26 protein-coding genes are annotated in these 22,533 nt (G+C 74.9%); 10 read left to right on the top strand and 16 right to left on the bottom strand.

Features of this window, described 5'->3' with window-relative positions; all coding sequences use genetic code 11:
* Positions 1-3: 3 nt before the first annotated feature.
* Positions 4-1,800: a glycoside hydrolase family 15 protein gene (locus tag ACIBK9_RS12690; RefSeq protein ID WP_397157692.1), complete on the top strand. Its 1,797-nt coding sequence runs from the start codon at positions 4-6 to the stop codon at positions 1,798-1,800.
* Here the strand turns inward: ACIBK9_RS12690 and ACIBK9_RS12685 are convergent.
* Complete coding sequence (locus ACIBK9_RS12685; RefSeq protein ID WP_397157690.1) at positions 1,766-2,242, bottom strand: hypothetical protein; 477 nt, start codon at positions 2,240-2,242, stop codon at positions 1,766-1,768. The genes ACIBK9_RS12690 and ACIBK9_RS12685 overlap by 35 nt on opposite strands.
* 156 nt (positions 2,243-2,398) lie before the next feature.
* The gene (locus tag ACIBK9_RS12680; RefSeq protein WP_397157688.1) at positions 2,399-2,728 is read right to left on the bottom strand and encodes a cupin domain-containing protein; all 330 of its coding nucleotides are present in this window, start codon (positions 2,726-2,728) and stop codon (positions 2,399-2,401) included.
* Positions 2,729-2,840: 112 nt separating this feature from the next.
* Between ACIBK9_RS12680 and ACIBK9_RS12675 the strand changes: the two genes are divergently transcribed.
* Genes ACIBK9_RS12675 through ACIBK9_RS12665 form a run of 3 tightly spaced genes read left to right on the top strand, consistent with a single transcriptional unit; the run spans position 2,841 to position 4,513 of the window.
* The gene (locus ACIBK9_RS12675; RefSeq protein WP_397157686.1) at positions 2,841-3,440 is read left to right on the top strand and encodes an aromatic acid exporter family protein; all 600 of its coding nucleotides are present in this window, start codon (positions 2,841-2,843) and stop codon (positions 3,438-3,440) included.
* A gap of 17 nt (positions 3,441-3,457) precedes the next feature.
* Positions 3,458-3,838 (top strand): hypothetical protein, encoded by a 381-nt coding sequence (locus ACIBK9_RS12670; RefSeq protein WP_397157684.1) that lies wholly within the window; start codon positions 3,458-3,460, stop codon positions 3,836-3,838.
* Between the two features lie 57 nt (positions 3,839-3,895).
* Positions 3,896-4,513, top strand: coding sequence for a GNAT family N-acetyltransferase (locus ACIBK9_RS12665; RefSeq protein WP_397157682.1), 618 nt, complete (start codon positions 3,896-3,898; stop codon positions 4,511-4,513).
* A gap of 7 nt (positions 4,514-4,520) precedes the next feature.
* Here ACIBK9_RS12665 and ACIBK9_RS12660 read toward each other — a convergent pair whose 3' ends face one another.
* Positions 4,521-5,117 (bottom strand): TetR/AcrR family transcriptional regulator, encoded by a 597-nt coding sequence (locus tag ACIBK9_RS12660; RefSeq protein WP_397157680.1) that lies wholly within the window; start codon positions 5,115-5,117, stop codon positions 4,521-4,523.
* Positions 5,118-5,202: 85 nt separating this feature from the next.
* Between ACIBK9_RS12660 and ACIBK9_RS12655 the strand changes: the two genes are divergently transcribed.
* Together ACIBK9_RS12655 and ACIBK9_RS12650 are read left to right on the top strand one after the other, a co-directional pair.
* Entirely contained in the window at positions 5,203-6,228 is a 1,026-nt protein-coding gene (locus tag ACIBK9_RS12655; RefSeq protein ID WP_397157678.1) for a hypothetical protein, read from the top strand.
* Position 6,229: 1 nt separating this feature from the next.
* A complete protein-coding gene (locus ACIBK9_RS12650) occupies positions 6,230-7,132 on the top strand; it encodes an aldo/keto reductase (protein WP_397157676.1) in 903 nt (300 codons plus the stop codon).
* 10 nt (positions 7,133-7,142) lie between these two features.
* On the opposite strand, the gene ACIBK9_RS12645 is transcribed toward ACIBK9_RS12650, so the two are convergent.
* The 5 genes from ACIBK9_RS12645 to ACIBK9_RS12625 are packed head-to-tail and all read right to left on the bottom strand — an operon-like array spanning position 7,143 to position 12,387.
* The gene (locus tag ACIBK9_RS12645; RefSeq protein WP_387682178.1) at positions 7,143-7,784 is read right to left on the bottom strand and encodes a response regulator; all 642 of its coding nucleotides are present in this window, start codon (positions 7,782-7,784) and stop codon (positions 7,143-7,145) included.
* Complete coding sequence (locus tag ACIBK9_RS12640; protein ID WP_397157674.1) at positions 7,772-8,962, bottom strand: histidine kinase; 1,191 nt, start codon at positions 8,960-8,962, stop codon at positions 7,772-7,774. The genes ACIBK9_RS12645 and ACIBK9_RS12640 overlap by 13 nt, the downstream gene beginning before the upstream one ends.
* A gap of 40 nt (positions 8,963-9,002) precedes the next feature.
* Positions 9,003-11,402: an FtsX-like permease family protein gene (locus ACIBK9_RS12635; protein ID WP_397157672.1), complete on the bottom strand. Its 2,400-nt coding sequence runs from the start codon at positions 11,400-11,402 to the stop codon at positions 9,003-9,005.
* Positions 11,399-12,148 (bottom strand): ABC transporter ATP-binding protein, encoded by a 750-nt coding sequence (locus ACIBK9_RS12630; protein ID WP_397157670.1) that lies wholly within the window; start codon positions 12,146-12,148, stop codon positions 11,399-11,401. Before ACIBK9_RS12630 ends, ACIBK9_RS12635 begins: the two co-directional genes overlap by 4 nt.
* On the bottom strand, positions 12,145-12,387 hold the full coding sequence (locus tag ACIBK9_RS12625) for a hypothetical protein (protein WP_397157668.1): 243 nt from the start codon (positions 12,385-12,387) through the stop codon (positions 12,145-12,147). Before ACIBK9_RS12625 ends, ACIBK9_RS12630 begins: the two co-directional genes overlap by 4 nt.
* A 107-nt stretch (positions 12,388-12,494) precedes the next feature.
* On the opposite strand from ACIBK9_RS12625, the gene ACIBK9_RS12620 reads away from it, so the two are divergent.
* On the top strand, positions 12,495-13,259 hold the full coding sequence (locus tag ACIBK9_RS12620) for an NAD(P)-binding domain-containing protein (protein ID WP_397157666.1): 765 nt from the start codon (positions 12,495-12,497) through the stop codon (positions 13,257-13,259).
* 22 nt (positions 13,260-13,281) lie between these two features.
* On the opposite strand, the gene ACIBK9_RS12615 is transcribed toward ACIBK9_RS12620, so the two are convergent.
* From ACIBK9_RS12615 to ACIBK9_RS12590, 6 genes are read right to left on the bottom strand one after another with little or no spacing between them, the layout of a single operon-like run.
* Positions 13,282-14,487, bottom strand: a complete 1,206-nt coding sequence (locus tag ACIBK9_RS12615; RefSeq protein WP_397157664.1) for an alpha/beta hydrolase family protein — start codon at positions 14,485-14,487, stop codon at positions 13,282-13,284.
* A gap of 32 nt (positions 14,488-14,519) precedes the next feature.
* Complete coding sequence (locus ACIBK9_RS12610) at positions 14,520-15,953, bottom strand: S41 family peptidase (protein WP_397157662.1); 1,434 nt, start codon at positions 15,951-15,953, stop codon at positions 14,520-14,522.
* Entirely contained in the window at positions 15,950-17,020 is a 1,071-nt protein-coding gene (locus ACIBK9_RS12605; RefSeq protein ID WP_397157660.1) for an ABC transporter permease, read from the bottom strand. The genes ACIBK9_RS12610 and ACIBK9_RS12605 overlap by 4 nt, the downstream gene beginning before the upstream one ends.
* A complete protein-coding gene (locus tag ACIBK9_RS12600; RefSeq protein ID WP_397157658.1) occupies positions 17,017-17,904 on the bottom strand; it encodes an ABC transporter ATP-binding protein in 888 nt (295 codons plus the stop codon). Before ACIBK9_RS12600 ends, ACIBK9_RS12605 begins: the two co-directional genes overlap by 4 nt.
* On the bottom strand, positions 17,901-18,305 hold the full coding sequence (locus ACIBK9_RS12595) for a GntR family transcriptional regulator (RefSeq protein WP_397157656.1): 405 nt from the start codon (positions 18,303-18,305) through the stop codon (positions 17,901-17,903). The genes ACIBK9_RS12600 and ACIBK9_RS12595 overlap by 4 nt, the downstream gene beginning before the upstream one ends.
* 55 nt (positions 18,306-18,360) lie before the next feature.
* Positions 18,361-18,906 carry a class I SAM-dependent methyltransferase gene (locus tag ACIBK9_RS12590; protein WP_397157654.1) on the bottom strand — a complete coding sequence of 182 codons (546 nt, stop codon included), beginning with the start codon at positions 18,904-18,906 and terminating at the stop codon, positions 18,361-18,363.
* 99 nt (positions 18,907-19,005) lie between these two features.
* Between ACIBK9_RS12590 and ACIBK9_RS12585 the strand changes: the two genes are divergently transcribed.
* From ACIBK9_RS12585 to ACIBK9_RS12575, 3 genes are read left to right on the top strand one after another with little or no spacing between them, the layout of a single operon-like run.
* Positions 19,006-19,395, top strand: coding sequence for a hypothetical protein (locus tag ACIBK9_RS12585; RefSeq protein WP_352330754.1), 390 nt, complete (start codon positions 19,006-19,008; stop codon positions 19,393-19,395).
* Between the two features lies 1 nt (position 19,396).
* On the top strand, positions 19,397-19,993 hold the full coding sequence (locus ACIBK9_RS12580) for a TetR/AcrR family transcriptional regulator (protein ID WP_358297399.1): 597 nt from the start codon (positions 19,397-19,399) through the stop codon (positions 19,991-19,993).
* Between the two features lie 25 nt (positions 19,994-20,018).
* The gene (locus ACIBK9_RS12575; RefSeq protein WP_397157652.1) at positions 20,019-20,612 is read left to right on the top strand and encodes a GNAT family N-acetyltransferase; all 594 of its coding nucleotides are present in this window, start codon (positions 20,019-20,021) and stop codon (positions 20,610-20,612) included.
* Here ACIBK9_RS12575 and ACIBK9_RS12570 read toward each other — a convergent pair.
* Together ACIBK9_RS12570 and ACIBK9_RS12565 are read right to left on the bottom strand one after the other, a co-directional pair.
* Positions 20,557-21,453 carry a polysaccharide deacetylase family protein gene (locus tag ACIBK9_RS12570; protein ID WP_397157650.1) on the bottom strand — a complete coding sequence of 299 codons (897 nt, stop codon included), beginning with the start codon at positions 21,451-21,453 and terminating at the stop codon, positions 20,557-20,559. The two genes, ACIBK9_RS12575 and ACIBK9_RS12570, sit on opposite strands and share 56 nt — an antisense overlap.
* 74 nt (positions 21,454-21,527) lie before the next feature.
* Positions 21,528-22,445 carry a sigma-70 family RNA polymerase sigma factor gene (locus tag ACIBK9_RS12565; RefSeq protein ID WP_397157648.1) on the bottom strand — a complete coding sequence of 306 codons (918 nt, stop codon included), beginning with the start codon at positions 22,443-22,445 and terminating at the stop codon, positions 21,528-21,530.
* Positions 22,446-22,533 lie beyond the last annotated feature (88 nt).

Here is a 22,533-nt window from a genome sequence, read left to right as displayed (position 1 = left end):
CCGATGCGGATCGAGGACTACGCCCTGATCGGCGACATGCACACCGCCGCGCTCGTCGGCCGCGACGGCTCGATCGACTGGTTGTGCCTGCCCCGCTTCGACTCGCCCGCCTGCTTCGCCGCGCTGCTCGACGGCCCGTCCGCCGGACGCTGGCTGCTGGCCCCCGCCGGCGGCGGCCGGGCCACCTCCCGCGGCTACCGCGAGGGCACCCTCATCCTGGAGACCACCTGGGACGGCCCCGGCGGCAGCGTCCGGGTGGTGGACTTCATGCCGCCCCGCGGCGAGGCCCCCGACGTGGTGCGGATCGTCGAGGGCGTGCGCGGCCGGGTCGAGATGACCATGGAACTGGTGCTGCGCTTCGACTACGGCCACGACGTCCCCTGGCTGCGCTACGAGCCCGGCGTGCTGGCCGCGGTCGCCGGCGGCGACGCCACCTGGCTGCGCACCCCCGTCGAGCTGTGCCCGGACGCCGACCGGCACCGCACCACCGCCTCCTTCACGGTGGGGGAGGGGCAGCGGGTGCCGTTCGCGCTGACCTGGCAGCAGTCGTGGCTGCCGCGCCCGGAACCGGTCGACCCGCCCGAGGCCCTGGCCGACACCGAACGGCTGTGGCGCGAGTGGGCCCGCCGGTGCGGCTACCAGGGGGACTACGACGAGGCCGTCCGCACGAGCCTGCTCACCCTCAAGGCCCTCACCTACGCCCCCACCGGCGGGCTCGTCGCCGCCGCCACCACCTCGCTGCCCGAGCAACTGGGCGGCCCGCGCAACTGGGACTACCGCTACTGCTGGCTGCGCGACGCCAGCTTCACCCTCCAGGCCATGATGACCGCCGGCTACGACGCCGAGGCGCGCGCCTGGCGCGAATGGCTGCTGCGGGCCGTCGCCGGGCACCCCGCCGACCTGCAGATCATGTACACCGTCGAGGGCGGCCGGCGCATCGCCGAATGGACCGCCGACTGGCTGTCGGGCTACGAGGGGTCCCAGCCGGTACGCGTCGGCAACGCCGCCTCCGGCCAGTTCCAGCTCGACGTCTACGGCGAGACCCTCGACTGCCTGCACCTGGCCCGCCGGTCCGGCCTGGCCGTCGACGACGAGGCCTGGGACGTCCAGAACGCCCTGATGAACTACCTCGAAGGCATCTGGGACCGGCCCGACAACGGGCTGTGGGAGACCCGGGGGCCGCGCCGTCAGTTCGTGCACTCCAAGGTGCTGGCCTGGGTCGCGGCCGACCGCATGATCCAGGCCGTCGAGGCGTTCGGCCGCGACGGCCCGGTCGGCCGCTGGCGCGCCCTGCGCGAACGCATCCACCAGGACGTCTGCGCCCACGGCTACGACGCCGAACGCAACACCTTCACCCAGTACTACGGCTCGACCGGCCTGGACGCGGCCCTGCTGCTCATCCCGCGCCTCGGCTTCCTGCCGCCCGGCGACCCGCGCGTCGTCGGCACCGTGGACGCGATCGCCCGCGACCTCGTCCACGACGGTCTCGTCCTGCGCTACCGGGCCGAGGACGAGGAGATCGACGGCCTGCCCGGCGGCGAGGGCACCTTCCTGGCCTGCTCCTTCTGGCTGGCCGACGCCCTGGCCGCGACCGGCCGCCGGCGCCGGGCCACCGAGCTGTTCGAACGGCTGCTCGGCCTGCGCAACGACGTCGGCCTGCTGTCGGAGGAGTACGACACCGTGCACCACCGGCAGGTCGGCAACTTCCCGCAGGCCTACAGCCACGTCTCGGTGATCAACAGCGCCACCGTGCTGTCGGGCAGGTTCAGGCCTGGGCGCCCTCGGCATCAAGCCGGGTGAAGGTGGCCCCGCGCAGCACGGCGCGGGCGCCGAGCACGTGCCCGTCGCACATCCTGGTCACCGTCCCGGCCTGGTCGGTCACCTTCCACCGGACCAGCTCCTGGCAGGGCCGGCCGGCCCGGTCCTGCGGCCAGGTGCGGTGGCAGACCCGGCACTCGGTGACGTCGGCCCGGTAGGACAGGGTGTTGCCGTGCTCGGGGCAGACGCCCCACGGCATGCCGCAGACCTGCTCGCGCTGCGCCCGCAGCCGGGCCAGGTCGCCGGCCGCCCGTTGCAGGTCCTCGCCGCCCCGGTCCAGCCAGTCGGCGGCGTGCCGCGCGGCCCTGAGCTGGTCGCCCTCGGGGGATCCGGCGGGCTCGGTGTCGCACAGCGAGCGCACCTCGGCGGCGAGGTCCTGAGCGCGGCGCGCGAGGTCGCGCAGCTGGGCGGGGGTGACAGTCATGAGGGCTCTCATCTCGTCAGGGCCGGGCGGCAACGGTGGGCGACGGTCACGCGACGGGACGGCCGGCCGGCCGCTCCCGCCCTCCAGTCTCCTCAGCGCGGCGCGCTCGTGGCGCGCTCGCGGCCCGCGAGTTCGCCAGCCTGACGGCGGGGGGCGTCAGGACGTGGGGACGCCGCTGTAGGCGGGCCCGAAGAACACCAGCGTCACCAGGTCCTCGGTGACGTCGTGGAAGCGGTGCTCCTCGCGGGCCGGGACGAACAGGCTGCTGCCGGGGCCGACCTCGATGGTGACGCCGCCCGAGGTGAAGGAGGCGCGCCCGCTGGTGACGACGTAGATCTCGTCCTCGGCGTGCGGCGACTGGCCGTCGACGGCGCCGGCCGGGATGGAGTACGTGCCGAAGCTGAGCGCGGGCACGCTCAGGTGCTCGGCGAAGTTGGCGGAACCGTCCGGGGCGGGCTCGAACCGGCCGCTGTCGATGATCTCCATGGCCCGTGATCCTCTCATGCCGGCGCGGGCGGGCTCTCCGGCGTGGAGATGCTTGCGGCTTGCCCTAAATGTGAGTAAATGTCACGTCATGTGGCGTGGCTGGAGTGGCCGGTTGTCCGCGGCCGTCAGGCGTGAGCTGTCGTACGTGCGCGGGCAGGCCGCCGGGCTGGCCAAGCCGGGGTCGTACCAGCGGTTGCAGGCGTTGCAGATCGCCAAGGCGACGCTGGCGGCGGTGCTGGCCTGGCTGACGGCCAGCCGGCTGCTGGCGCTCGGCGCCACCTGGATCGCCCCCGCCACCGCGGTGATCATGGTGCACGCCACCGTGTACCGCACGCTCACCAACGGCCTGCGCCGGGTCGCCGCGGTCGGCGCCGGGGTCATCCTGGCCGGCAGCATCGGGCACCTGCTCGGCCTGGGCGTGCTCAGCCTGGTCCTGGTCGTGCCGCCCGCGCTGGTCGCCGCCCGCTGGCACCGCATGGGCAACCACGGCTCCGACGTCGCCACCACCGCCGTGCTGCTGCTCTCCTTCGCCGCCGCCTCCCAGGAGCGCTACCTGCTGGCGTACGTGCTGGCCACGGCCATCGGCGCGCTGAGCGGGGCGCTGGTCAACAGCGTGCTGTGGCCGCCGCTGTACCGCGACCGGCCCGACGCGGCCGTGCGCCGCCTGGCCCGCGAGCCGCGCAGGACCACGAGCAGCTGCTGCGCCGGCTGACCACGCTGGCCGCGCACGTGCACACGATCGTGCACGCCCTGGCCCACCTGGAACACCACGACGGGCCCTCGACCGACGTCAGCCCCGACTACGCCCGCGACTACGCCGACCTCCTGGACGTCCTGGGCGACGCCCTGACCGCCACCGTACGCCGCGACCCGGACCTCGGGAGGGCCCGCACCCTGCTCGGCCGGGCGGAGGCGCAGGCGAGCCGCATCCACGACCAGATGACGACGGAGATCCAGAAGGGCGAGGTCGCCCACCCGGCCGGCTGGGCGCTGAGCGGCAGCCTGCTCACCGACGCCGAACGCATCCTGACGGTCCTGACCGACATCCTGGCGGCCACGCCCGGCGGCCAGGACGACGACAACCGCCCCTCGCCCGCCACCCACCCCTGACCCGTCCGACCGGCCCCCGTTTGCCCGGAGAGCCGTCGCACGGCACACTCGGGAACCATGCCCATCAGGTCGTTCCCCGAGCCGGACGTGCCCGCGCACCTGCTGGCCCAGGTGCGCGACCTGCAACGGGAGGCCTGGCCCGGCCACGACTTCCCCGCGCCCGACGGCGGCGGCCCCGCGCACGACCCCGCCCTTGCCCCCCGCACCATGCTCCTCCTCGACGAGCGCGACGGGCGGGACGAGGGCGACCGGCGCGACGAGGGGACGGTCCTGGCCGCCCTGGACATCCTGTCCAAGACCCTCACCCATGCCGGCCACCGGTTCCGCGCCGCGGGCCTGAGCACCGTGGTGACCAGGAAGGCCGCCCGCGGCCGGGGGCACGGCCGCCGCCTGGTGGGCGCCGCGCGCGCGGCCATCGCCGAAGCGGGCTTCGACGTCGCCCTGTTCACCTGCGACCGGCCGCTCCAGGGCTTCTACGAGAGCGCCGGCTGGTCGGCGATCCCCGGCGCGGTGCTGGTCGGCGGCACCCCGCAGGCGCCCTTCCCCAGCGACCTGCCCGGGTTCGACAAGGTCACGATGGGCGACTTCCCCTCACCCCACGGCCGGGCGCACCGGCTGTCGTTCCACCACGCGCGCATCGCGCTCCATCCCGGGGAGATCGACCGGCTCTGGTGAGCCCGCCTCAGGCGTCCCGACCTCGCCGGACCAGCGGCAGGAAGACCTCGTCCACGATCTCCACGAGGACGTCGTCAGGCGCGCTGGGCGCCCCTCGCACCACGAACTCGTTGCGCAGCAGCACGATGGCCACCGTGGCGACCCTCGGGCGCAGCGACTCGGGTGCGGCCTCGCCGCGGGCCACCGCCCGTTCGAGGACGGCCAGCCAGGGCGCGGCCACCGCGTCGTGCGACTGCTCCTGGAGCTGGGCCAGCAGCTCGGCGGCGCCGCCCGCGGCGGCGATCAGGTCGCGCAGGATCGCGCCGAGCGGCGAGCTCCAGTAGCGGTTGGCCCGGCGCAGCAGCTCCAGGGCGTCGCCGCGCAGCTCGCCGGTGTCGGGCGGCGAGACCGTCGTGGCCAGCCGTTTGTAGGCGGCGACGCCGAGGGCCAGGCGGCCCGGCCAGCGGCGGTAGATGGCGTTCTTGTTGGTGCCGGCGCGGGCGGCGACCTTGTCCATGGTCAGCCCGGCGAAGCCCGACTCGGTGAGCTCGTCGGCCGCCGCGCTCAGGATCGCCTCCTCCAGCGCCACCCCGCGCCGCCGTGTCCGCCCGCCTGCCTCGGCCATCGCCACCCTCCTCGATCTGAGGGTACCGACCGTACCTCATATAGGCTAAGGTACGGTCAGTACCGTAAATGAGAAGGGAACGCCCATGCGTGCCAAAGGCATCAGCTACGACACCGGGTTCGTCGTCAACGGGACGATCGGCCACCCGGGGTTCGACCCCGACGTGGTGGCGCGCGAGATGCGCGTCATCCGGGACGACCTGCACTGCACGGCCGTCCGCGTCATGGGCGGCGACCCCGACCGCCTGGAGATCGCCGCCGGTCATGCCGCCGACCTCGGGCTGGAGGTCTGGTTCTCGCCCTATCCGCTGGAGCTGACCGAGGAGGAGATGCTGGCGCTGTTCGCCGACTGCGCCGAGCGCGCCGAACGGCTCAGGCGGCGCGGCGCCGAGGTGGTCTTCGTCACCGGCGCCGAGCTGTGCCTGATGAGCAAGGGCTTCCTGCCCGGGGACGACATCGACGAGCGGGTCGCCCTGCTGAGCCGTCCGGAACGGGTGCGCGAGCTGGTCGGCGGCGTGCGCACGCGGGTCAACGACTTCCTCGGGCGGGCGGTGGCCGTCGTGCGCGAGCGGTTCGGCGGCCGGGTGACGTACGCCTCCGTGCCGCTCGAAGGCGTCGACTGGACGCCGTTCGACCTCGTCTCCGTGGACCTCTACCGGTCGGCCGAGATCGTGGACGTGTTCGAGCAGGGCGTGCGCGGCCTCGTCGCGGAGGGCAGGCCGGTCGCGATCACCGAGTTCGGCTCGGCGACCTACCGCGGCGCGGGCGACCGGGGCGCGCTCGGCCTGGAGATCGTCGAGTACGCACCGGGCACCCGCGAGCCCCTCCGGCTGACCGGCGAGCACGTCCGCGACGAGGAGGGCCAGGCCGCGTACGTGCGCGAGCTGCTGGAGCTCTTCGAGGCCGCCGGCGTGGACAGCACCTTCGTGTTCACCTTCGCGCTGCGCGACCACCCGCATCGCCCCGACGGCGACCCCCGCGACGACCTGGACCTGGCCAGCTACGGCGTCGTCAAGGTCTACGAGGACCGCTCCGGCGCCGCCTACCCCGGCCTGCCCTGGGACCCCAAGGCCGCCTTCGCCGCCGTCGCCGGCCACTACGCCAAGCACTGACATGACGCTCCCTGCCACCACACTGGGCCGCACCGGCCTGCGCGTGAGCCGCCTCGGCTACGGCGCCATGGAGCTGCGCGGCCCTCGCGCCTGGGGCCCGCCGGTGTCCGACGACGCGGCCCGCGCCGTGCTGAACGAGGCCCTCGACGCCGGCGTGAACCTCATCGACACCGCGCCCGACTACGGCGACGCCGAGGAGCACATCGGCCGCTGGATCGCGCACCGCCGCGACGAGTTCGTCCTGGCGGGCAAGTGCGGCTGTTCCCTCACGGACGGCGACCCCGCGCACGACTACACGAGGGCGAACGTGCGCGCGGGCGTCGAGCGGAGCCTGCGCCGGATGCGCACCGGCCATCTCGACGTCCTGATGGTGCACCTCAGCCCGAGCGTCTCGGTGATGGCGGCCGAGGACACCGTCGCCGGGATGCGGGAACTCCAGGACGAGGGCCTGATCCGCTTCACCGGCATGTCGGGGGAGCTGCCGCACCTCCCCGAGCACATCGCGACGGGCGCGTTCGACGTGTTCCTGCTGCCCTACTCGGCGCTCGACCGCTCCCACGAAGGGCTCGTCGGGGCCGCCGCGGCGAGCGGGGCGGGCACGATCGCCCGCGGGGCGGTGGCCCGCTCGCTCGCGCCGCCGCCCGAGGCCGTGCCCGAGCCGGTGCGCCGGCCGCTGGCGCAGCGCCACGCCCGGCTCGCCGCCGCCCGCCTGGAGGAGCTGGCGGACGGCGCGCCGGTGACCGAACTGCTGCTCCGGTTCATCCTCGGCCATCCGGAGCTGCACTCGGTGATCGTCGGCTCGGCCCGGCCGGAACACCTGCGGGCCAACGTCGCCGCCGCCCGCAAGGGCCCCCTGCCGCCCGACGTGGAGGCGGCCGTCCGCGCCCGCCTGGGCCCGGCGTAGGGGAGGCGGGTCACTGGTCGTCGAGGAAGGTGAGCACGGCCATGACCCGGCGGTGGCCGCCGTCGGAGACGGCCAGGCCGAGCTTGGCGAAGATGCTGCCGATGTGCTTGTGCACCGCGTTGTCGGTGATCGTCAGCCGTTCGCCGATCTCGGTGTTGCTCAGGCCCTGGGCCATCCAGGACAACACCTCCCGCTCCCGGCCGGTGAGGCTGTCCAGGCCGTGGCCCCGCCCGACCATGAGCTGGGCGATGACCTCGGGGTCCATGACCGTGCCGCCCGCGGCCACCCGGCGGACGTCCTCGACGAACTGGCTCACCCGGCTGACCCGGTCCTTCAGCAGGTAGCCGACGCCGCCGGAGCCGTGCGCCAGCAGTTCGCGGGCGTAGATGCGCTCGACGTACTGGGACAGGACCAGGATGGGCAGGGCGGGGTCGGCGCGCCGGAGGGCGACGGCGGCCCTGATGCCCTCGTCGCGGAACGACGGCGGCAGCCGCACGTCGGCGATCACCAGGTCGGGCCGGTGCTCGGTGACGGCGTCCAGCAGGGCGCCGGCGTCCGGCACGACCGCGGCCACCTCGATGTCCTTGCTGGTCAGGAGCAGTTCCAGCCCCGTGGACAGCAGGACGTTGTCCTCAGCGATCACGACGCGCACGGCAGCTCCACGACGAGACGGGTGGGCCCTCCTGGAGGGCTGTCGATGGACAAGGTACCGTCGAGCGCGGCGGCCCTCCTGCGGATGCCGGTGACGCCGGTGCCGCGGCTCTCGTCCACGCCGCCCCTGCCGTCGTCGCAGACCTCGATGCGCAGCACGCGTCCGGACGCCAGCCGTACGGTGACGTGGCCGGCGCCGCTGTGCTTGGTGGCGTTCGTGACCGCCTCGGCCACGATGAAGTAGGCCGCCGTCTCGACCGCGGCGGGCACGGCGCCGAGGCCGCTCACGTCCGTCTCGACGGGCAGGCCGGCCTTGGCCGTCACGGCGGCCACCGCGCCGGCCAGCCCCCTGTCGGCCAGGACGGGCGGGTACATCGTGCGGATCACCTGCCGCAACTCGGTCATCGCCTCCTCGGTGCCCTCGTGCGCGTCCTTCAGCAGCCGGCCGACGGGCCCGCCGTCGTCGTCGAGCGCCTCGCGGGCCATGGCCAGCCGCATCGCGATGGCGACCAGCCGGGCCTGGGTGCCGTCGTGCAGGTCGCGCTCGATGCGGCGCAGCTCGGCGGCGTGCGCGTCGAGGACGTTCGACCTGCTCTCGGTCAGCTCGCCGACCCGCTCGGCCAGCCGGTCGGCCTCCGAGGGGGCGAGCGCGGCCAGGCAGGCGCGGGCGTGCAGCCGGGCCAGCCGCGGCAGCGCCCACCAGGCCAGCGGCGCGGCCAGCACGATTTGCGCGACGCCCATGCCGATCGCCTGCTCCCATCCGGTGACCGGCAGGGCCACCAGCAGCCGCAGCGGGTCGTCCGCGGGGAACAACCACCACAGCGGGGCCTCCAGCACGGGGTTCACCAGCAGCCCGGCCACTCCGAGCGCGGCCAGCGCGGCGGGCAGGCCCACGACGACGTGCAGCGCCGTCCAGCGCAGGTCACGCCTGGCCCGCGTGCCCATCAGGAGCTGCCGCCACTGGTCGCGCACTCCGGTCACGGCGGGCGGCGCCGGACGCGCCGGCACGGCGACCCCCAGCACCGCGCCGGCCTGCACGCGCTGCCACTCGGTCCACCGGTGGAGCACCGCCATCATGCGCGGCACCAGGACCAGCCCCGCCCCGCCCACCGGGACGAGCGCGATGCCCACGGCCAGCAGCGCCAGCGAGACCATCGCCGCCAGGGCCGACGCGAACACGATCAAGTGATACCGAACGAACCGCCACAGAGCTTTCACGTCACGTCATGATCTTCCGGGCGGGTAGCTCCATGGCGAGGGACACAATCGTCATCACTGCCAGGATAGAGGCCGGGACCAGCCACAACGGCCCGGCAGGCAGCGGGCGGGCCAGGAAGCCCACGCTCAGCAGCACCAGCGGCACCGCCGACAGCACCAGCCCCGACAGCGACGCCCCGGCGCCCACGAGCAGCGCCTCCCAGCGCACCACGCGCCGGAGCTGACGCGGGGTCAGGCCGATCGCGCGCAGCCCGGCGAACTCCTCCCGGCGCGCGGTCGTCGTCGCCACCAGCCGGTTGGCGACCGCCACCAGCACGTAGCCCAGCAGCACGGCCAGCACGGCCACGTTCACCAGCGTCTGGGCCGAGGCCATGGCGGCCTGCGGTCCGGCGGCGTGGTCGTCGAAGTGCAGCCCGGGGCGGCTCGCGAGGTCGCCGAAGTCGGCAGGACGGGCCAGCACCGCGCTGTCCAGGCCGGTCGTCGTGTGCGCGGCGGCCAGGTCGCGGGAGACCACGATCGGGCCGAACCCGAGGCCGCGCCGGTAGGTGGCGGCCACCCGAGCCCGCACCCGCGCGCCGTCGCCCATGATCATGTTGATGCTTCCGCCGACCCGGCCCAGGCCCTCCTCCACCGCGACGGCCGCGCCCTTGAGGCCGGACAGGCCGCCGTCGGCGAGGTCCAGGTCGACCAGGCCCTCGGCGTCCGGGCCGAGCGCCATGGCGGGCGTGGCCATCAGAGCGGGGCTGTCGCCGGTCAGCATCGGCTCGGTCACCACGGTCGTCATCGCCATGCCCGCCGCCTTCGTCCGCGAGCGTACGTCGGCCAGCAGGCCGCGCGGGACGCCGCCGAGCTCAGGAGCGGTGATCGTGACGAGACCGCGCAGGCCCGAAGCGACCTCGTCGGCGCGCGCCTTGGCCATCGTGGTCTGGGAGAGCACCACGCTGAGGCCGAGCGTGAGGACCATGCCGAGCGCGGCCACGGCCCCGGCGGTGCGCAGCGCGTACCCGTGGGAGTTGTGCACCGCCATCCACAGCGAGCCGGGCAGCCGCGTCATGAGCCGCGAACCGGCCACCGCCCCGGCCGCCCCCTGAACCAGCCGCGGACCGGCCAGCGCCAGGCCGATCACCGCGACGATCGACGCGATGCCCGGACCGATCATGCCCGCCTCGCCCCGCATGAACAGCGGCGTCACGGACAGCGCCAGCGCGCCGAGCATGAGCACCAGCCCCGCCCGGGTCCGCCCCGGCGACGGCATGCGCGGCTCGGGCAGCCCGGAGACCACCGGCATGCGCGAGACCCGCAACGACCCCGCCCAGGCGGCCACCCGCGTGACGCCGAGCAGCAGCAGCGTCGCGGCCACGGCCGGCAGCGGCCCGTACACCAGCGGCTGGTCCGCGCGCACCAGCCCGATCCCGGCCAGCAGCTCACCGAAGCGGGCGGCCAGGAAGTAGCCGAGCGCGGCCCCGAACGGCACAGCGGGCAGCGCCGCCGCCGCGGCCTGGATGGTCACCAGCCTGCGCACCTGACGCGGCGTCGCGCCGGCCGCGCGCAGCAGGGCGAGGTCGCGGCGCTGCCGGTTGACCGACAGCGCCAGGCCGCCGCCCACCACGAACCCGACCACCAGCAGGCTGACCCCGCCGATCGAGGAGGGCAGGACCAGCAGCAGCCCGCGGCCGGCCGCCGCGCCCGGCGACTCCGCGTCGGCCCGGTCCAGGCCCGTGGCGTACGCGTAGCCGTCGCCCAGGCGGGCCTTCAACCGGGCGGCCAGCGTCTCGGGGGAGACGCCGGGCTCCGCGCGGACCGCGACGAGGTCCACCGTCCGCGCCCGGCCCGCCGTCCTGGCGGCCAGGGCGGTGGCGACGGCGTCGGTGAAGTACACGCCGGGGGCGTCCACCACGGCGCTCACCCGGTAGGTGCCCGGCGTGCCGGCCGCCGTCAGGCGCAGCCGGTCGCCGACCCGCGCGCCGCTCACCGCGATCTCGTCGGCGGCGCGCGGCGCCCGTCCGGCGGTGATGCGGCCGCTCAGCGCCAGGGACGACCAGCCGTGCCCGGCGGTGGCCGGGTCGGCGGTCCGCCCGGCCGTCCCGGACCCGACGGCGGCGGGAAAGGCGACGTCACCGGCCACGGCCGCGACGCCGGGCACCCCGGACGCCGAGGCGACCAGCGAGCCGGGGATCCTGGCGCGTTCGGGGAGCGCGATGTCCGGCTCCTCCTTCAGCGGGATCGTCTGCGGGGCCGAGACCAGCACGTCCGCGCCCGACAGCCGCAGGGGCGGCTGCGCGCGGAAGGCCGAGTCCACCAGCACGCCGGTCCCGGTCACCAGCGCCATCCCGCCCAGCACCGCCGCGAACACCACGACCAGCCCGCCCGCCTTGGCGAGCGCAAGTGCGAGCCTGATCATGCGACCCGCTCCGCGCTCAGCCGCGCCAGCCGTACGGCCAGGTCCTCGGCGGTCGGGGCGGGCAGGATGTCAAGGACCCGCCCGTCGGCCATGAGCACGGTGTCGTGCGCGCGGGCCGCGGCGGCCGGGTCGTGGGTGACCATGACGACGGTCTGGCCCAGGTCGTCGACCAGCTCGCGCAGCAGGTCCAGCACGTGGGCGGCGCTGCGCAGGTCGAGGGCGCCGGTGGGCTCGTCGGCGAACACCACGTCCGGGCGCGCGGCCAGGGCCCGGACGATCGCCGCCCGCTGCTGCTGGCCGCCCGACAACTCCGTGGGCAGGTGCCGCATCCGGTCGCGCAGGCCCATCCGGTCGACCAGCTCGCCGAGCCAGGCCCGGTCCGGGCGCACCCCGGCCATCCGCAGCGGCAGCGTGACGTTGTCCTCGACGGTCACGGTGGGCAGCAGGTTGTAGGACTGGAACACGTAGCCCAGGTGCTTCCTGCGCCACTCCGTGCGCCGGGTCTCCGACATGCGGGTGACCTCGACGCCGCAGATGGTGATCTCGCCGGAGGTCGGCGGCTCCAGGGCCGCGGCGGCCTGCAGGAGGGTGCTCTTCCCCGAGCCCGACGGCCCCATCACGGCCACGAACCGGCCGCGCGGGAAGGCCAGCGAGACGTCGTCGAGGGCGACCACGTCACCGTAGGTCTTGCTCACGCGCTCCAGCGTGACGACGGCCTCCATGACGGGCCTCGCGACCGCGCTCATGACCGGCCCCCGGCGAAGCGCAGGATCAGCAGCCCGGCGATGCCCGCCACGCCCACCACGCCCGACGCCAGCCCGACGGCGGTCAGATCGCCCCGCATGACGATGTTGGCCGCCACGTTCACCGACGCGCCGCACACCGCCATGATCCACAGCAGGGGGCGCGACGCCGATCGCCGCGGCCGGGTCCGCGGGCTGTGCGCCGCCCGCTCATATGTGTCAATTCTGTACGGATCGCTCATGAGGACAACGCTATGGACGCAGGTCTCCGCGCTGAATCCCGCCAGCAACCGAAGTAACGGTACAGACTGCTGTAGTACGGACGACCACGGATCGGGAGGAAGACTTGGTGCAGCGGATCGGGGTCATCGGGGTGGGCGAGATCGGCCGGGCCATCGTGACGGGCCTGTGCGAGGGGCCCGGCGAGCGTCCCGAGGTGTTCCTCTCCCCGCGGGGCGCCCGCGCGGCGGCGGAGTTGTCGCAGCGCTACGCCGACGTGCACGTGTGCGCCTCCAACCAGGAGGTGGCGGACCGCGCCGAGCTGGTCGTCATCGCCGTGCGCCCGCCGGACCGGCACGACGCGCTGGCCGGCCTGCGGGTGGCCGACGACACGATCGTGGTCAACGTGATGGCCGGCGTCGCCGTCGAGGAGCTGCGCAAGCTCCTGGACACCCGGGCCGCCCTGGTGCGGGCCATCCCGCTGCCCGCCGTCCGCGACCGCGACTCCGTCACGGTGACCTGGCCGTCCCACCCGGTGACCGACGCCCTGTTCGAACGGCTGGGCGGCGTGCTCGCGGCCGAGGACGAGGCGGCCTTCAACGTCTTCTCCGCGCTGACCGCCACGCTCACCACCCACCTGTCCTACCTGGCCACGCTCAGCACGTGGGCCGCCGGGCACGGCGTGCCGCCCGAGGTGGCGGAGGGCTACGTCCGCGGCCTGTTCCAGGGGCTCGGGCGGGCCCTGGGCGACGAGAGCCGTTCGCTGGCGCGGCTCGCGGCCGACCACGAGACCCCGAACGGCAGCAACGAACGCGTCCGCACCACCTGGTTCACCCCGGCCAGCTCGCAGGCCCTCGCCGGGACGCTCGACGACCTGCTCGACCGCCTCAGCTGACCGCGGGCTCCCGGCCGGGCGGTCACCGGCAGTCCTTGCTCGCGGGCGCGCAGAACCGCACCTCCGGGTAGCGCGCCGACGGCCCGTCCAGCAACGGTTGCGGCCTGCCGCGCAGGTGCAGGTCGAGGAAGGCCAGGACGTACGCGCGGACGATCTGCGTGGGCCGGGGCGCGTCCGGGGAGCCCGGCGCGCCCAGGCCGAGCGCCCGGGCCAGCAGCGGCACGTCGGTGAAGGACTGGTGGTCCGCGCCGGGCAGCGTCAGCCACCGCTTCCAGCCGGACAGCAGCTTCCAGTCGCGGTCCCAGGAGGTGTCGCGCCCGCCCGGCGGGTGGCCCGCCGACCCCAGGAACAGGAACGGCCGCGACAGCCCGCCCCTGGGGATCCGGGCGTACGTGGTGCCGTCCATGTCGAGGCCGGCGCGGATCCGGCGGTCCTTCAGCATGGCCTCCACCGCCGCGGCCCCGCCGATCGAGTGGCCCGCCATCGCGATCCTCCTCCGGTCGATCAGCCGCGCGCCCGGCCACGCCGGGTCCGGGCCGGTCAGCCGGTCGAGCACGAAGGAGACGTCGGCCGCCCGCGCCGCGGTCACCCTCGGCCCGAACCCGGGGTCGGTGTCGCTGTCGCACGCCACGCACGTCGCGATCCGCCCGTCCGGGAAGGTCGTGGCGTAGTTCTCGTAGGCGTGGTCGACGCCGGCCACGACGTACCCGTGCGAGGCCAGGTCCTCGGCGAGGGCGGTCAGCGTGCCGCGCGGCAGGGTGAAGCCGGGGGAGAGCACCACCAGGGGCAGGCCGCCCGCCCGTCCGGCGGGCTCGGCGCCGGTGCGGGCGTTGGTCCGCACCTTGCTGAGCACGTCGGAGGGCGCACTGGTCACCCGCTTGCCCTTCAGCGTCAACTCGGACTCCTCGGCCGACATGTAGGGCGCGGGGGTGCCCGTCCGCGTCCGTGCCGGGTACCACAGGGTGACCATCAGCTCCCTGGCCTTCGCCTCGGGGGCCCACGGGTCGGCGCGGGAGGCGTCCTTCAGGTACAGGACGGTGGCGCCGACCGGCCGGCCGCCGGTCGGCGGGGGCAGCGCCGGGGGAGCGGCGGGCGCGGCGGTCGTGGCGGACGGGCGGGCGGCGGCCCTCGGCGGCGCGGGCGCGGCGCACGCCGACAGCAGGCACGACGCGGTCAGGAGGGTCGACACGGCGCGGGTGATCGGCTTCGGTACGACGGCATGGCTCATGAGATGGTCCGTCCTCGTCGGCACGGGAATCGTCAGGGGTGCAGCAGGTTCAGCGCCGCGGCCAGGGCCGGGTCGCGCCCGGCGGCGGCGTCGCGCGGGGTCAGCGGCACGTGCACGTCGGGCGGCACGCCGACCCGGTCGATCACCTCGCGTCCCGGCGCCAGGTGATGCCTGGACGGGAACGCGAGAACGGTGTTGTCGCCCAGCGCGTACGGCTGCGCCGGCCCCGACACCGCCCCGGCCGTCCGCGTCCCGACCAGCCGGCCGAGCCGCAGGTCCTTGACGGCGGCGCTGAAGTGCTCGCACGCCGAGGCGCACCCCCGGTCGGTCAGCACCACCAGCGGCAGCCCGACCAGCGGGACGGTGTCGTCGGTCCGCATGGTCTCGCACGAGCCGTCCGCGGCGCACTGGTAGGCGGTCACCGCGCCGTGCGCGAAGCCGCCCAGCAGGCGGTTCACCTCCTCGGGGCTGCCGCCGCCGTTGCCGCGCAGGTCCAGCACGATCCCGGCGAGCGTCCTGCCGGTCCGCAGCCTGGCGATCGCCCGCAGCACCCGGTCGGCGGAGTCGGGCGCGAAGCCGCTCATCCGCACGCGGGCGACGTCCCCGGCGAGCAGGCCGGCCGCCACGACCGGCAGGGTGTCCGGATCGGGCTGGAACAGGCGGGGCTTCAGCGTCACGGTGCGGCGGCGGCCGGTGTCGGGACGCAGCAGCCGCAGCCGGACCGGGGCGGCCTGCGGGTAGCGCGGGTGGAGCGCGGCGACGACGGCCGGGGTGACCTGCGTGCCGACGAAGGGCGCCGAGCCGTCGACCGACTCGACGACATCGCCGGGGCGCACTCCGGCGGCCCGCGCCGGTCCGCCGGGCACGGCGGTCACGAACAGCGGCGGCAGCGCCGTCCCGGGGGCGTCGGCCGGGCGGGCGCTGGCCGTGAGGCCCAGGCCGTACTGGTCGCCGTCGTAGGCTTCGGGCGGGCGTGGCCTGCCGTGCTCCCAGCGGGCGTGGTCGTCGCCGAGCGCGGCCACGATCGCCTCCAGCGCGGCGGCGGCCAGCCGGGCGCGCAGGGCGTCGTCGCGCGGCAGCCGGTCGGCGACCCGCCGGTAGGCCGCCTCGAACGCGGCCCAGTCGGCCGTCCTGTCGCCGGTCAGCGCCGGCATCGTGGCCTCGGGCAGGTCGCGGCCGGCCCGGTTGAGTTCCGTGACGAAGGCGGCGAACCCGGCGGTGAGCAGCGTCCGGTGGTCCAGGGTGGCGGCGCCGTAGTAGCGGGCGAGGACACACCGGTACGCCTGCCCCACCACGTCGATCGTGGTCGGCCGTTCCGCGCCGGGGGGAGCGCCGCCCTTCGGCGGCGCGCACACGGCCGGGGCGGCCGCCGCCGCCCCGCCGGGCCGGGCGCGCGGCGGCGTCTGCCCGGCGCAGGCCGTCGCCAGGACCAGGACGAGCCCCGCCGCCAGCGTCCCGCCCCTCATGACAGCCTCCTTCTGAGCCGGTCGAAGCAGAACGCCGTCAGGCCCAGGGCGAGCAGGGCGTAGAGCCCGGTCTCGATCCACTGGAACGGCCAGAAGCGCTCGAAGGGCTGGTACACCGCCCGCTGCCGGTACCCCAGCCGGTTGACCTCGGCCAGGCACGTGCTCATGGCGCCCTCGCCCTGTTCCCGCATCGCGGACGGCCCGCAGGGCCCCGAGGTCAGGGACACCGGGATGAGGACCCCGTCGCCCTGGTCGCCGAGCACGCGCCCGGAGCCGTCCACGAGCCGGCCGGACAGCACCCATGCCCCCGGACGGCCGGGGATCGCCGGGGCCAGCGTCACGTGCGCACCGGCGCCGCCGACGTCGCCGCCGGGCACCAGGAAGTCGTCGACGTTGTCGTGGCCGAGCTCGAACGACGCGCTGACCGGCGGCAGCAGGTGGGGCCTGACCAGCAGCGGCACGGCGATCTGCAGCGCGGCGAAGACGGCCAGCGTGATCGCCATCGCCGGCAGCGTACGGCGGACCAGCAGACCGACGGTCACGCCCAGGACGAACGCGAAGGCCGCGTACCCCATCGGGACGATCCCGCGCGCCCCGAACACCAGCGGGTCCATCAGCCCGAACCCCGGCGCGGCGGACCTGTCCAGCGGGCCGGACCACCAGGTCACCACGAGGCTGCACAGCCCGGCGGCGGCCACCGCGGCCAGCCCGAGGAGCCCGAGCTTGACGGCCAGCCACCGGCCGCGGGTGATGCTCTGGTTCCACACCAGCAGGTGGGTGCCGCTCTCCAGCTCGCGGGTGATCAGCGGCGCCCCCCAGAAGAGCCCGACCAGGGCCGGCAGGACCAGCACGACGGCCGTGGCGGCCAGGAAGGGGCCCTGGTGCTCGTCGAAGAACCGGTCGAAGAAGCGCGCGCAGTCGCCGTCGGCGGCGCAGTCGGCGACGCCGGCGGAGTAGTCGCCGGCCAGCTCCGGCCCGGTCACGGCCAGGACGGCGGCGAGCACGGCGAGCGTCCCGGCCGTCATCGCGGCGGCGGCGCGGAACTGGCGCCAGGTCAGCCAGATCATCGCTGCACCTCCAGGGCGAGCGGACGGACGGCGGCCGGCCGTTCCATGTAGGCCAGCACCAGGTCCTCCAGGCTGAGTGGGGTGACCGTCCAGGCGGGGTCGTGGATCGGCGCGTCCGTGCGGACGATCAGGGTGCTCTGCCGGTCGGTGTGGCGCGCGGAGATCACCTGCTGCTCGCCGGGGAGCCGGCCGGGGTCGCGGCGCGGCCCGGTGAGCCGGTGGTGGGTGGCCAGCAGCTCCTCGACCTCGCCGGCGACCCGCACCAGCGAGTCGGCCAGCACGACCACGTAGTCGCAGGTGCGTTCGAGGTCGGCGACCAGGTGGGAGGAGAGCACCACGCTCAGCTCCTGCTCGGCGACGGCCTCCATCAGGCCCTGGAGGAACTCGCGGCGGGCCAGCGGGTCGAGCGCGGCGACCGGCTCGTCCAGGAGCAGCAGCTCGGGCCGCTTGGCCAGGCCCATGGTGAGCGCGAGCTGGGCGCGCTGGCCGCCCGACAACCTGCCCGCCCGCTGCCCGGGGTCGAGCCCCAGCCGCCGGACGCGGTCATCGGCGAGCGCGGCGTCCCAGCCGGGGTTGAGCCGCGCGCCCAGGCGCAGGTGCTCGGCCACGCTCAGCCCGGCGTAGACGGGGGCGTCCTGGGCGACGAACCCGATCCTGGCCTGCTGTCCCGGCGCGTCCGGCGGGTTCCCGCCGAGCACCGTGATGCTGCCCTCGGACGGCCTCAGCTGACCGCCGGCCAGCTTCAGCAGCGTGGTCTTGCCGACCCCGTTGGGGCCGACCAGCCCGACGACGTGACCGGCCGGCACGTCGAGCGCGCAGTCGCGCAGGGCCCAGCGCCTGCCGTACCTCCTGCCGAGCCCCTGGGCGGTCAGGACGCCGCTCATGCCGTGCCCCGCCGCGCCGCGGCCCGGAAGGTGCTCATGAACAGCGCCTCGATGCTCTCGTCGTCGAGCCCGGCCAGGCGGGCCTTGGCCAGCCAGCGGCGCAGGTCCTGGCGGAGCGGCCCGTGCGCGGCCAGGGAGGCGTCGGCCAGCGTCCTGGTGACGAACGTGCCGACCCCCGGCCGGGCCGCCGCCAGCCCCTCGTGCTCCAGCTCGCGGTAGGCCTTCAGCACGGTGTTGGGATTGATCGCCAGCGCGGCGACGACCTCCTTGACCGTGGGCAGCCGGTCGCCCTCACGCAGCAGGCCCAGGCGCAGCGCGTGCCGCACCTGCTGGACCAGCTGCAGGTACGGCGACACGCCGGACCGGGCGTCCAGATAGAAGTCGATCAACCCTTCCTCCATTTATCTAGGCTCCTAGTACTATGAACCTTTGGAGATCAAGGGCGTGTAAGGAAACTCAGCCGGGCCGGTGCGCGACGGTCAGCCCGGCCTCGGCGAACTCGGCGGCCACCTCGTCCGGGTGGTGGAAGTAGGCGGTGAATCCGCGCCTGGGGGAGAGCATGACGCCGTCCGCCGCGGCGGCATGGGCCGCCTCCCGCTGCCGTTCCTCCAGGTAGGTGCCGAGGTTGACGGTGTCGAGCACGGCCGCGTACCGGTCGGCCAGGTGGTAGAGCGGGCCCAGCAGCAGGACGGCGTCCGCGCCGCCGTCGGGCACGGGCAGCCGCCGCGCGTCGCCGACCCGGGCGCGCAGCCCCGGCACCCTCGCCGCCCGCTCCACGTGCAGCGGCACGGGGTCCAGCAGGTCCACCTCGTAGCCGTCGGCCAGCAGCCATTCGGCGTGCACGCCGGTGCCGCCGCCCACGTCGAGGACCCGGGCGGGGGGCGGCGGCAGCGTGCGGCGCAGCACGTCCCGGGTGCGCCAGAACTCCAGCCGGCCGCGCCCCTCGCGCAGCCGGTCGTGCTCCAGATCCTGTGCGTAGTAGGCGAGCACCTCGCGGGTCACGTCATGATCGATCGTGGCCGCCCCGCCCGGCCGGCGGCAACGAGTTTTCCCCGGCGGATCCCCGCGCAGTTTTTTATCCGGGCGTGTAAATTTATCCTCATGGATAACAATCAGGTCTGGCGGCTCGTCCGGATCCTCTTCGCCGCCGTGCTGCTCCTGTCGATCGCCACGCTCGGCGTGGCCGCCGTCGTCGGCGGCAACTGGGTGGTGTGGCTGCGCGCCGCCGCCGTCGCCGCCGCCTCCGCCTGGCTCGTCTCCCTCGCCGGGCAGGCCGCCCGCGGCAGGCGGGCCGCCTACGTGCGCATCCGGTTCGTCTCCGTCGCCGCGCCCATCGGCGTGGTGCTCATCCTCCTCGCGCCGGACAGCGGCTACCCGCTGTGGATGAAGGCCGAGCAGGCCGTGGTCGGCGTCCTGGTCGCCGCCGTCGCGGTCGTCGTCAACCGCCGTGCCGTGCGTGCGGCGTTCCCGAAGCGTGGCAAGCTGGGCTGACATGGAGAGCTCCGGAACCCGTCAGGCGGCCACCGAGGCCCGCAAGGCCCAGATCGCCTCGGCCGCGATCGCCGTGCTCGCCGAGCGGGGTTACCCGGAGACCACGTTCGAGGCCATCTGCCACCATGCCGGGCTCAGCAGCAAGAGGCTGATCTCCTACCACTTCTCCACCAAGGAGCAGCTCTTCGAGGCCGTCGTCCGGCAGGTCGTCTCCGACGCGGCCGCCTTCATGCGGCCGGCGATCGAGGCCGCGTCCGGAGCCCGCGCCCAGCTGGAGGCGTTCATCAGGGCGAACATCGCCTTCATCGCCGCCCATCCGGCCCACGTGCGCGCGGTCCAGCAGATCGCGTTCAACCGCGCGCCCGTGGGGGGCGGCGAGCGGGACGCCGCCATCGCCAGGCTGGTCGCCCTGTTCGACGACGGACAGCGCAGCGGCGCGTTCCGGACGTTCGACAGCGTCCTGATGGCCACGTCCCTGCGCGCCGGCATCGACGCGGTGGCCGACCGGGTCGCCGGCGGCCTCGACCCCGACCACTGCGCCGACGAGCTCGCCGAACTCTTCGACCGCGCCACCGCGAGGACACCCCGCCCGTCCTGACCGGCCGTCGGGCATCATGGTCGGCATGCCGGTCCTCGTCGATCCCACGCCCGGGTTGCGGGCGTCGTTCCTGGAGGCGGTGGCCGAGTTCCGGGCCGACCGTGACTTCCCGCTCCCGTGGTTCGTCCAGGACGTCGATCCCGCGGCGCTGACCGATCCGGCGGCCTTCGCGGCCTACGTCCGGCGGCTGCTGGGCGAGCGCACCCCGGCGGGCGTGCGCGCGGGGTTCGTGCCGATGACCACGCTGTGGTGGGCCGACGGCGACCGGTTCCTCGGCAGGCTGGCCGTCCGCCACCGGCTCACCCCGGAGCTGGAGCGGCTCGGCGGCCACATCGGCTACGACGTGCGCCCGGGCGCCCGCCGTCTGGGCCACGCGACGGCGATGCTGGCCGCGGCGCTGCCGATCGCCCGGCGGCTGGGCGTCGACCCCGCCCTGGTCATGTGCGACCGGACGAACACCGCCTCCCGGCGGGTCATCGAGGCCAACGGCGGCCGGCTCCTCGACCTCACCGAGCGCAAACGCCGCTACCTGGTGCCCACCGGGCCCGGACAGCGGCCCGAGGTCACGGGCGTTCGCCGCGCTGCGCGGCCCGCAGGTCCAGCCAGCCGATCAGCTTGACGTCCTCGGCGTCCAGGACCTCCCGGACGTCGGGGTCGGTGAACAGGGCCAGCTCCCAGCCGCGCTTGGCGGCGCCCGGCATGATGGCGCGCAGCTCGTCGGTGTCCTCGAAGGGATGGATGTAGATCTCCGTCACGCCCGGCCGCAGCGAGCGCAGCAGCCCGATCATGTCCTTCTTGAGCGAGTCGTAGTCCTCGCCGTCGGACTGCTGGAAGGGCAGCGACCACAGGCGGTCGAGGATGACCACGCCGGCCTCGTCGGCCATCGCGGCCAGGGCCCGCGCCACGGGCTCCAGCTCCTCCGGCGCGCCGGTCCCCTCCAGCGAGCGGGGCAGGCGGAAGGGCAGGCCGAACTCGGCGCACACCGGCAGGACGACGTCCAGGAAGTGGCGGCCGGTGGCCAGGCCGTACAGGCTGCCCATGTGGTTGTCGGCGTGCGAGGGGTCCAGGCCGAGCGCGACGGCCTTGCGGATCTGGTTGACGATCTCGACGCGGACCTCTTCGGGGTCGGCGGACCGTTCGAAGGAGGCGCAGTCGCGGAAGAAGCAGCCGGTCTCGTCCACCAGCGTGGGGACGGGCCGGTCGCGGGTGACCGGGCCCCAGCGGTACCCCTCCCACTCGCTGGTCAGCGTCAGGTGCACCCCGACGTCGAAACCGGCGGCCTCGGCGGCGGCCTGCGGCGCCCACGGGCAGGGCGTCATCACCGTGGCCGAGCTGATCGCCCCGGCCCGCAGGAGGGAGGTGATGCCGAGGTTGGCCGACCGGCTCATGCCGTAGTCGTCGGCGTTGACGATGAGCAGCCGGTCGTCGGGGGCGTGGCCGAGCCGGGAGGCGAGCGTCATCAGCGAACCCTTCGTCGGTGGCGGCCGGTGGACGACCCCGCGCGACCGATCGTGCAGCACCGCGGCGACCTTCGTCAATCACCGTCCGGCGATCGGCGCTCCAGGGGCGTGAGGTCGAGGACGGCCAGCCGGTCGGGGTCGGCCAGGATGTCGATCGCGGCGATCCGGCCGTCGCTGACGGTGAAGCTCATGACCGAGTACAGCCTGCCCTCGACGGTGTTGACCAGGCCCGCCAGACCGTTGACGAGCGCCGGACGGGCCACCGCGCCGATGGGCGAGCGGCGGAAGGCGACCGCCTGACCGGCCACGTCCGCGGCGCCGCGGACGACCTTCATGCCGCCGGTGAGCAGGCCGCGGTCGGCGCGCAGCACCACGTCCGGATCGAGGACGGCCAGCAGCGCGCCGAAGTCGCCCTCGCGGGCCGCGGCCAGGAACGCCTCCACCACCCGCCGCTGACCGGCGAGGTCGGGATCGGGGGTCGGGGCCGCGCCGCGCACCCGCTGACGCGCCCGGCTGGCCAGCTTCTTGGCCGCCACCGGCGTGCGCTCCACGATGGGCGCGATCTGCTCGAACGGCAGGCCGAACATGTCGTGCAGCACGAACGCCAGTCGCTCGGCCGGTGCCAACGACTCCAGCACGACCAGCAGCGCCAGGCCCACCGAGTCGGCCAGCAGCGCCTCCTGCTCGGGGCCCGCGGCCGGGTCGGCGGTCTCCGCTCGTCCGACCACCGGGTCCGGCAGCCGCGCCTCCAGCGGCTCCTCTCGCAGGGCCTTGCGGGCGCGCAGGACGTCCAGGCAGACCCGGCTCACCACGGTGGTCAGCCAGGCGCCCAGGTTGTCGATGTCGCCCGAGTCCGAGCGCGCCAGCCGCAGCCACGCCTCCTGGACCGCGTCCTCGGCCTCGGTCAGCGAGCCGAGCATGCGGTAGGCGACCGCCTTCAGACGAGGACGATGCCCCTCGAACCGGTCAGCCAGCAGGTCATGGGGAGTCATGGCGATATTTCCTCTCAAAGTGGCGTGCTCATTCTGCTGACGCGGCGAACCGGAGAAAGGTGACCGCGGCCGGTCCGGGACACTTGCC

It is taken from the genome of Nonomuraea sp. NPDC050227 (genome assembly GCF_044459705.1).
GTDB lineage: Bacteria > Actinomycetota > Actinomycetes > Streptosporangiales > Streptosporangiaceae > Nonomuraea.
This window is presented reverse-complemented; position numbering and strand designations above follow the sequence as displayed.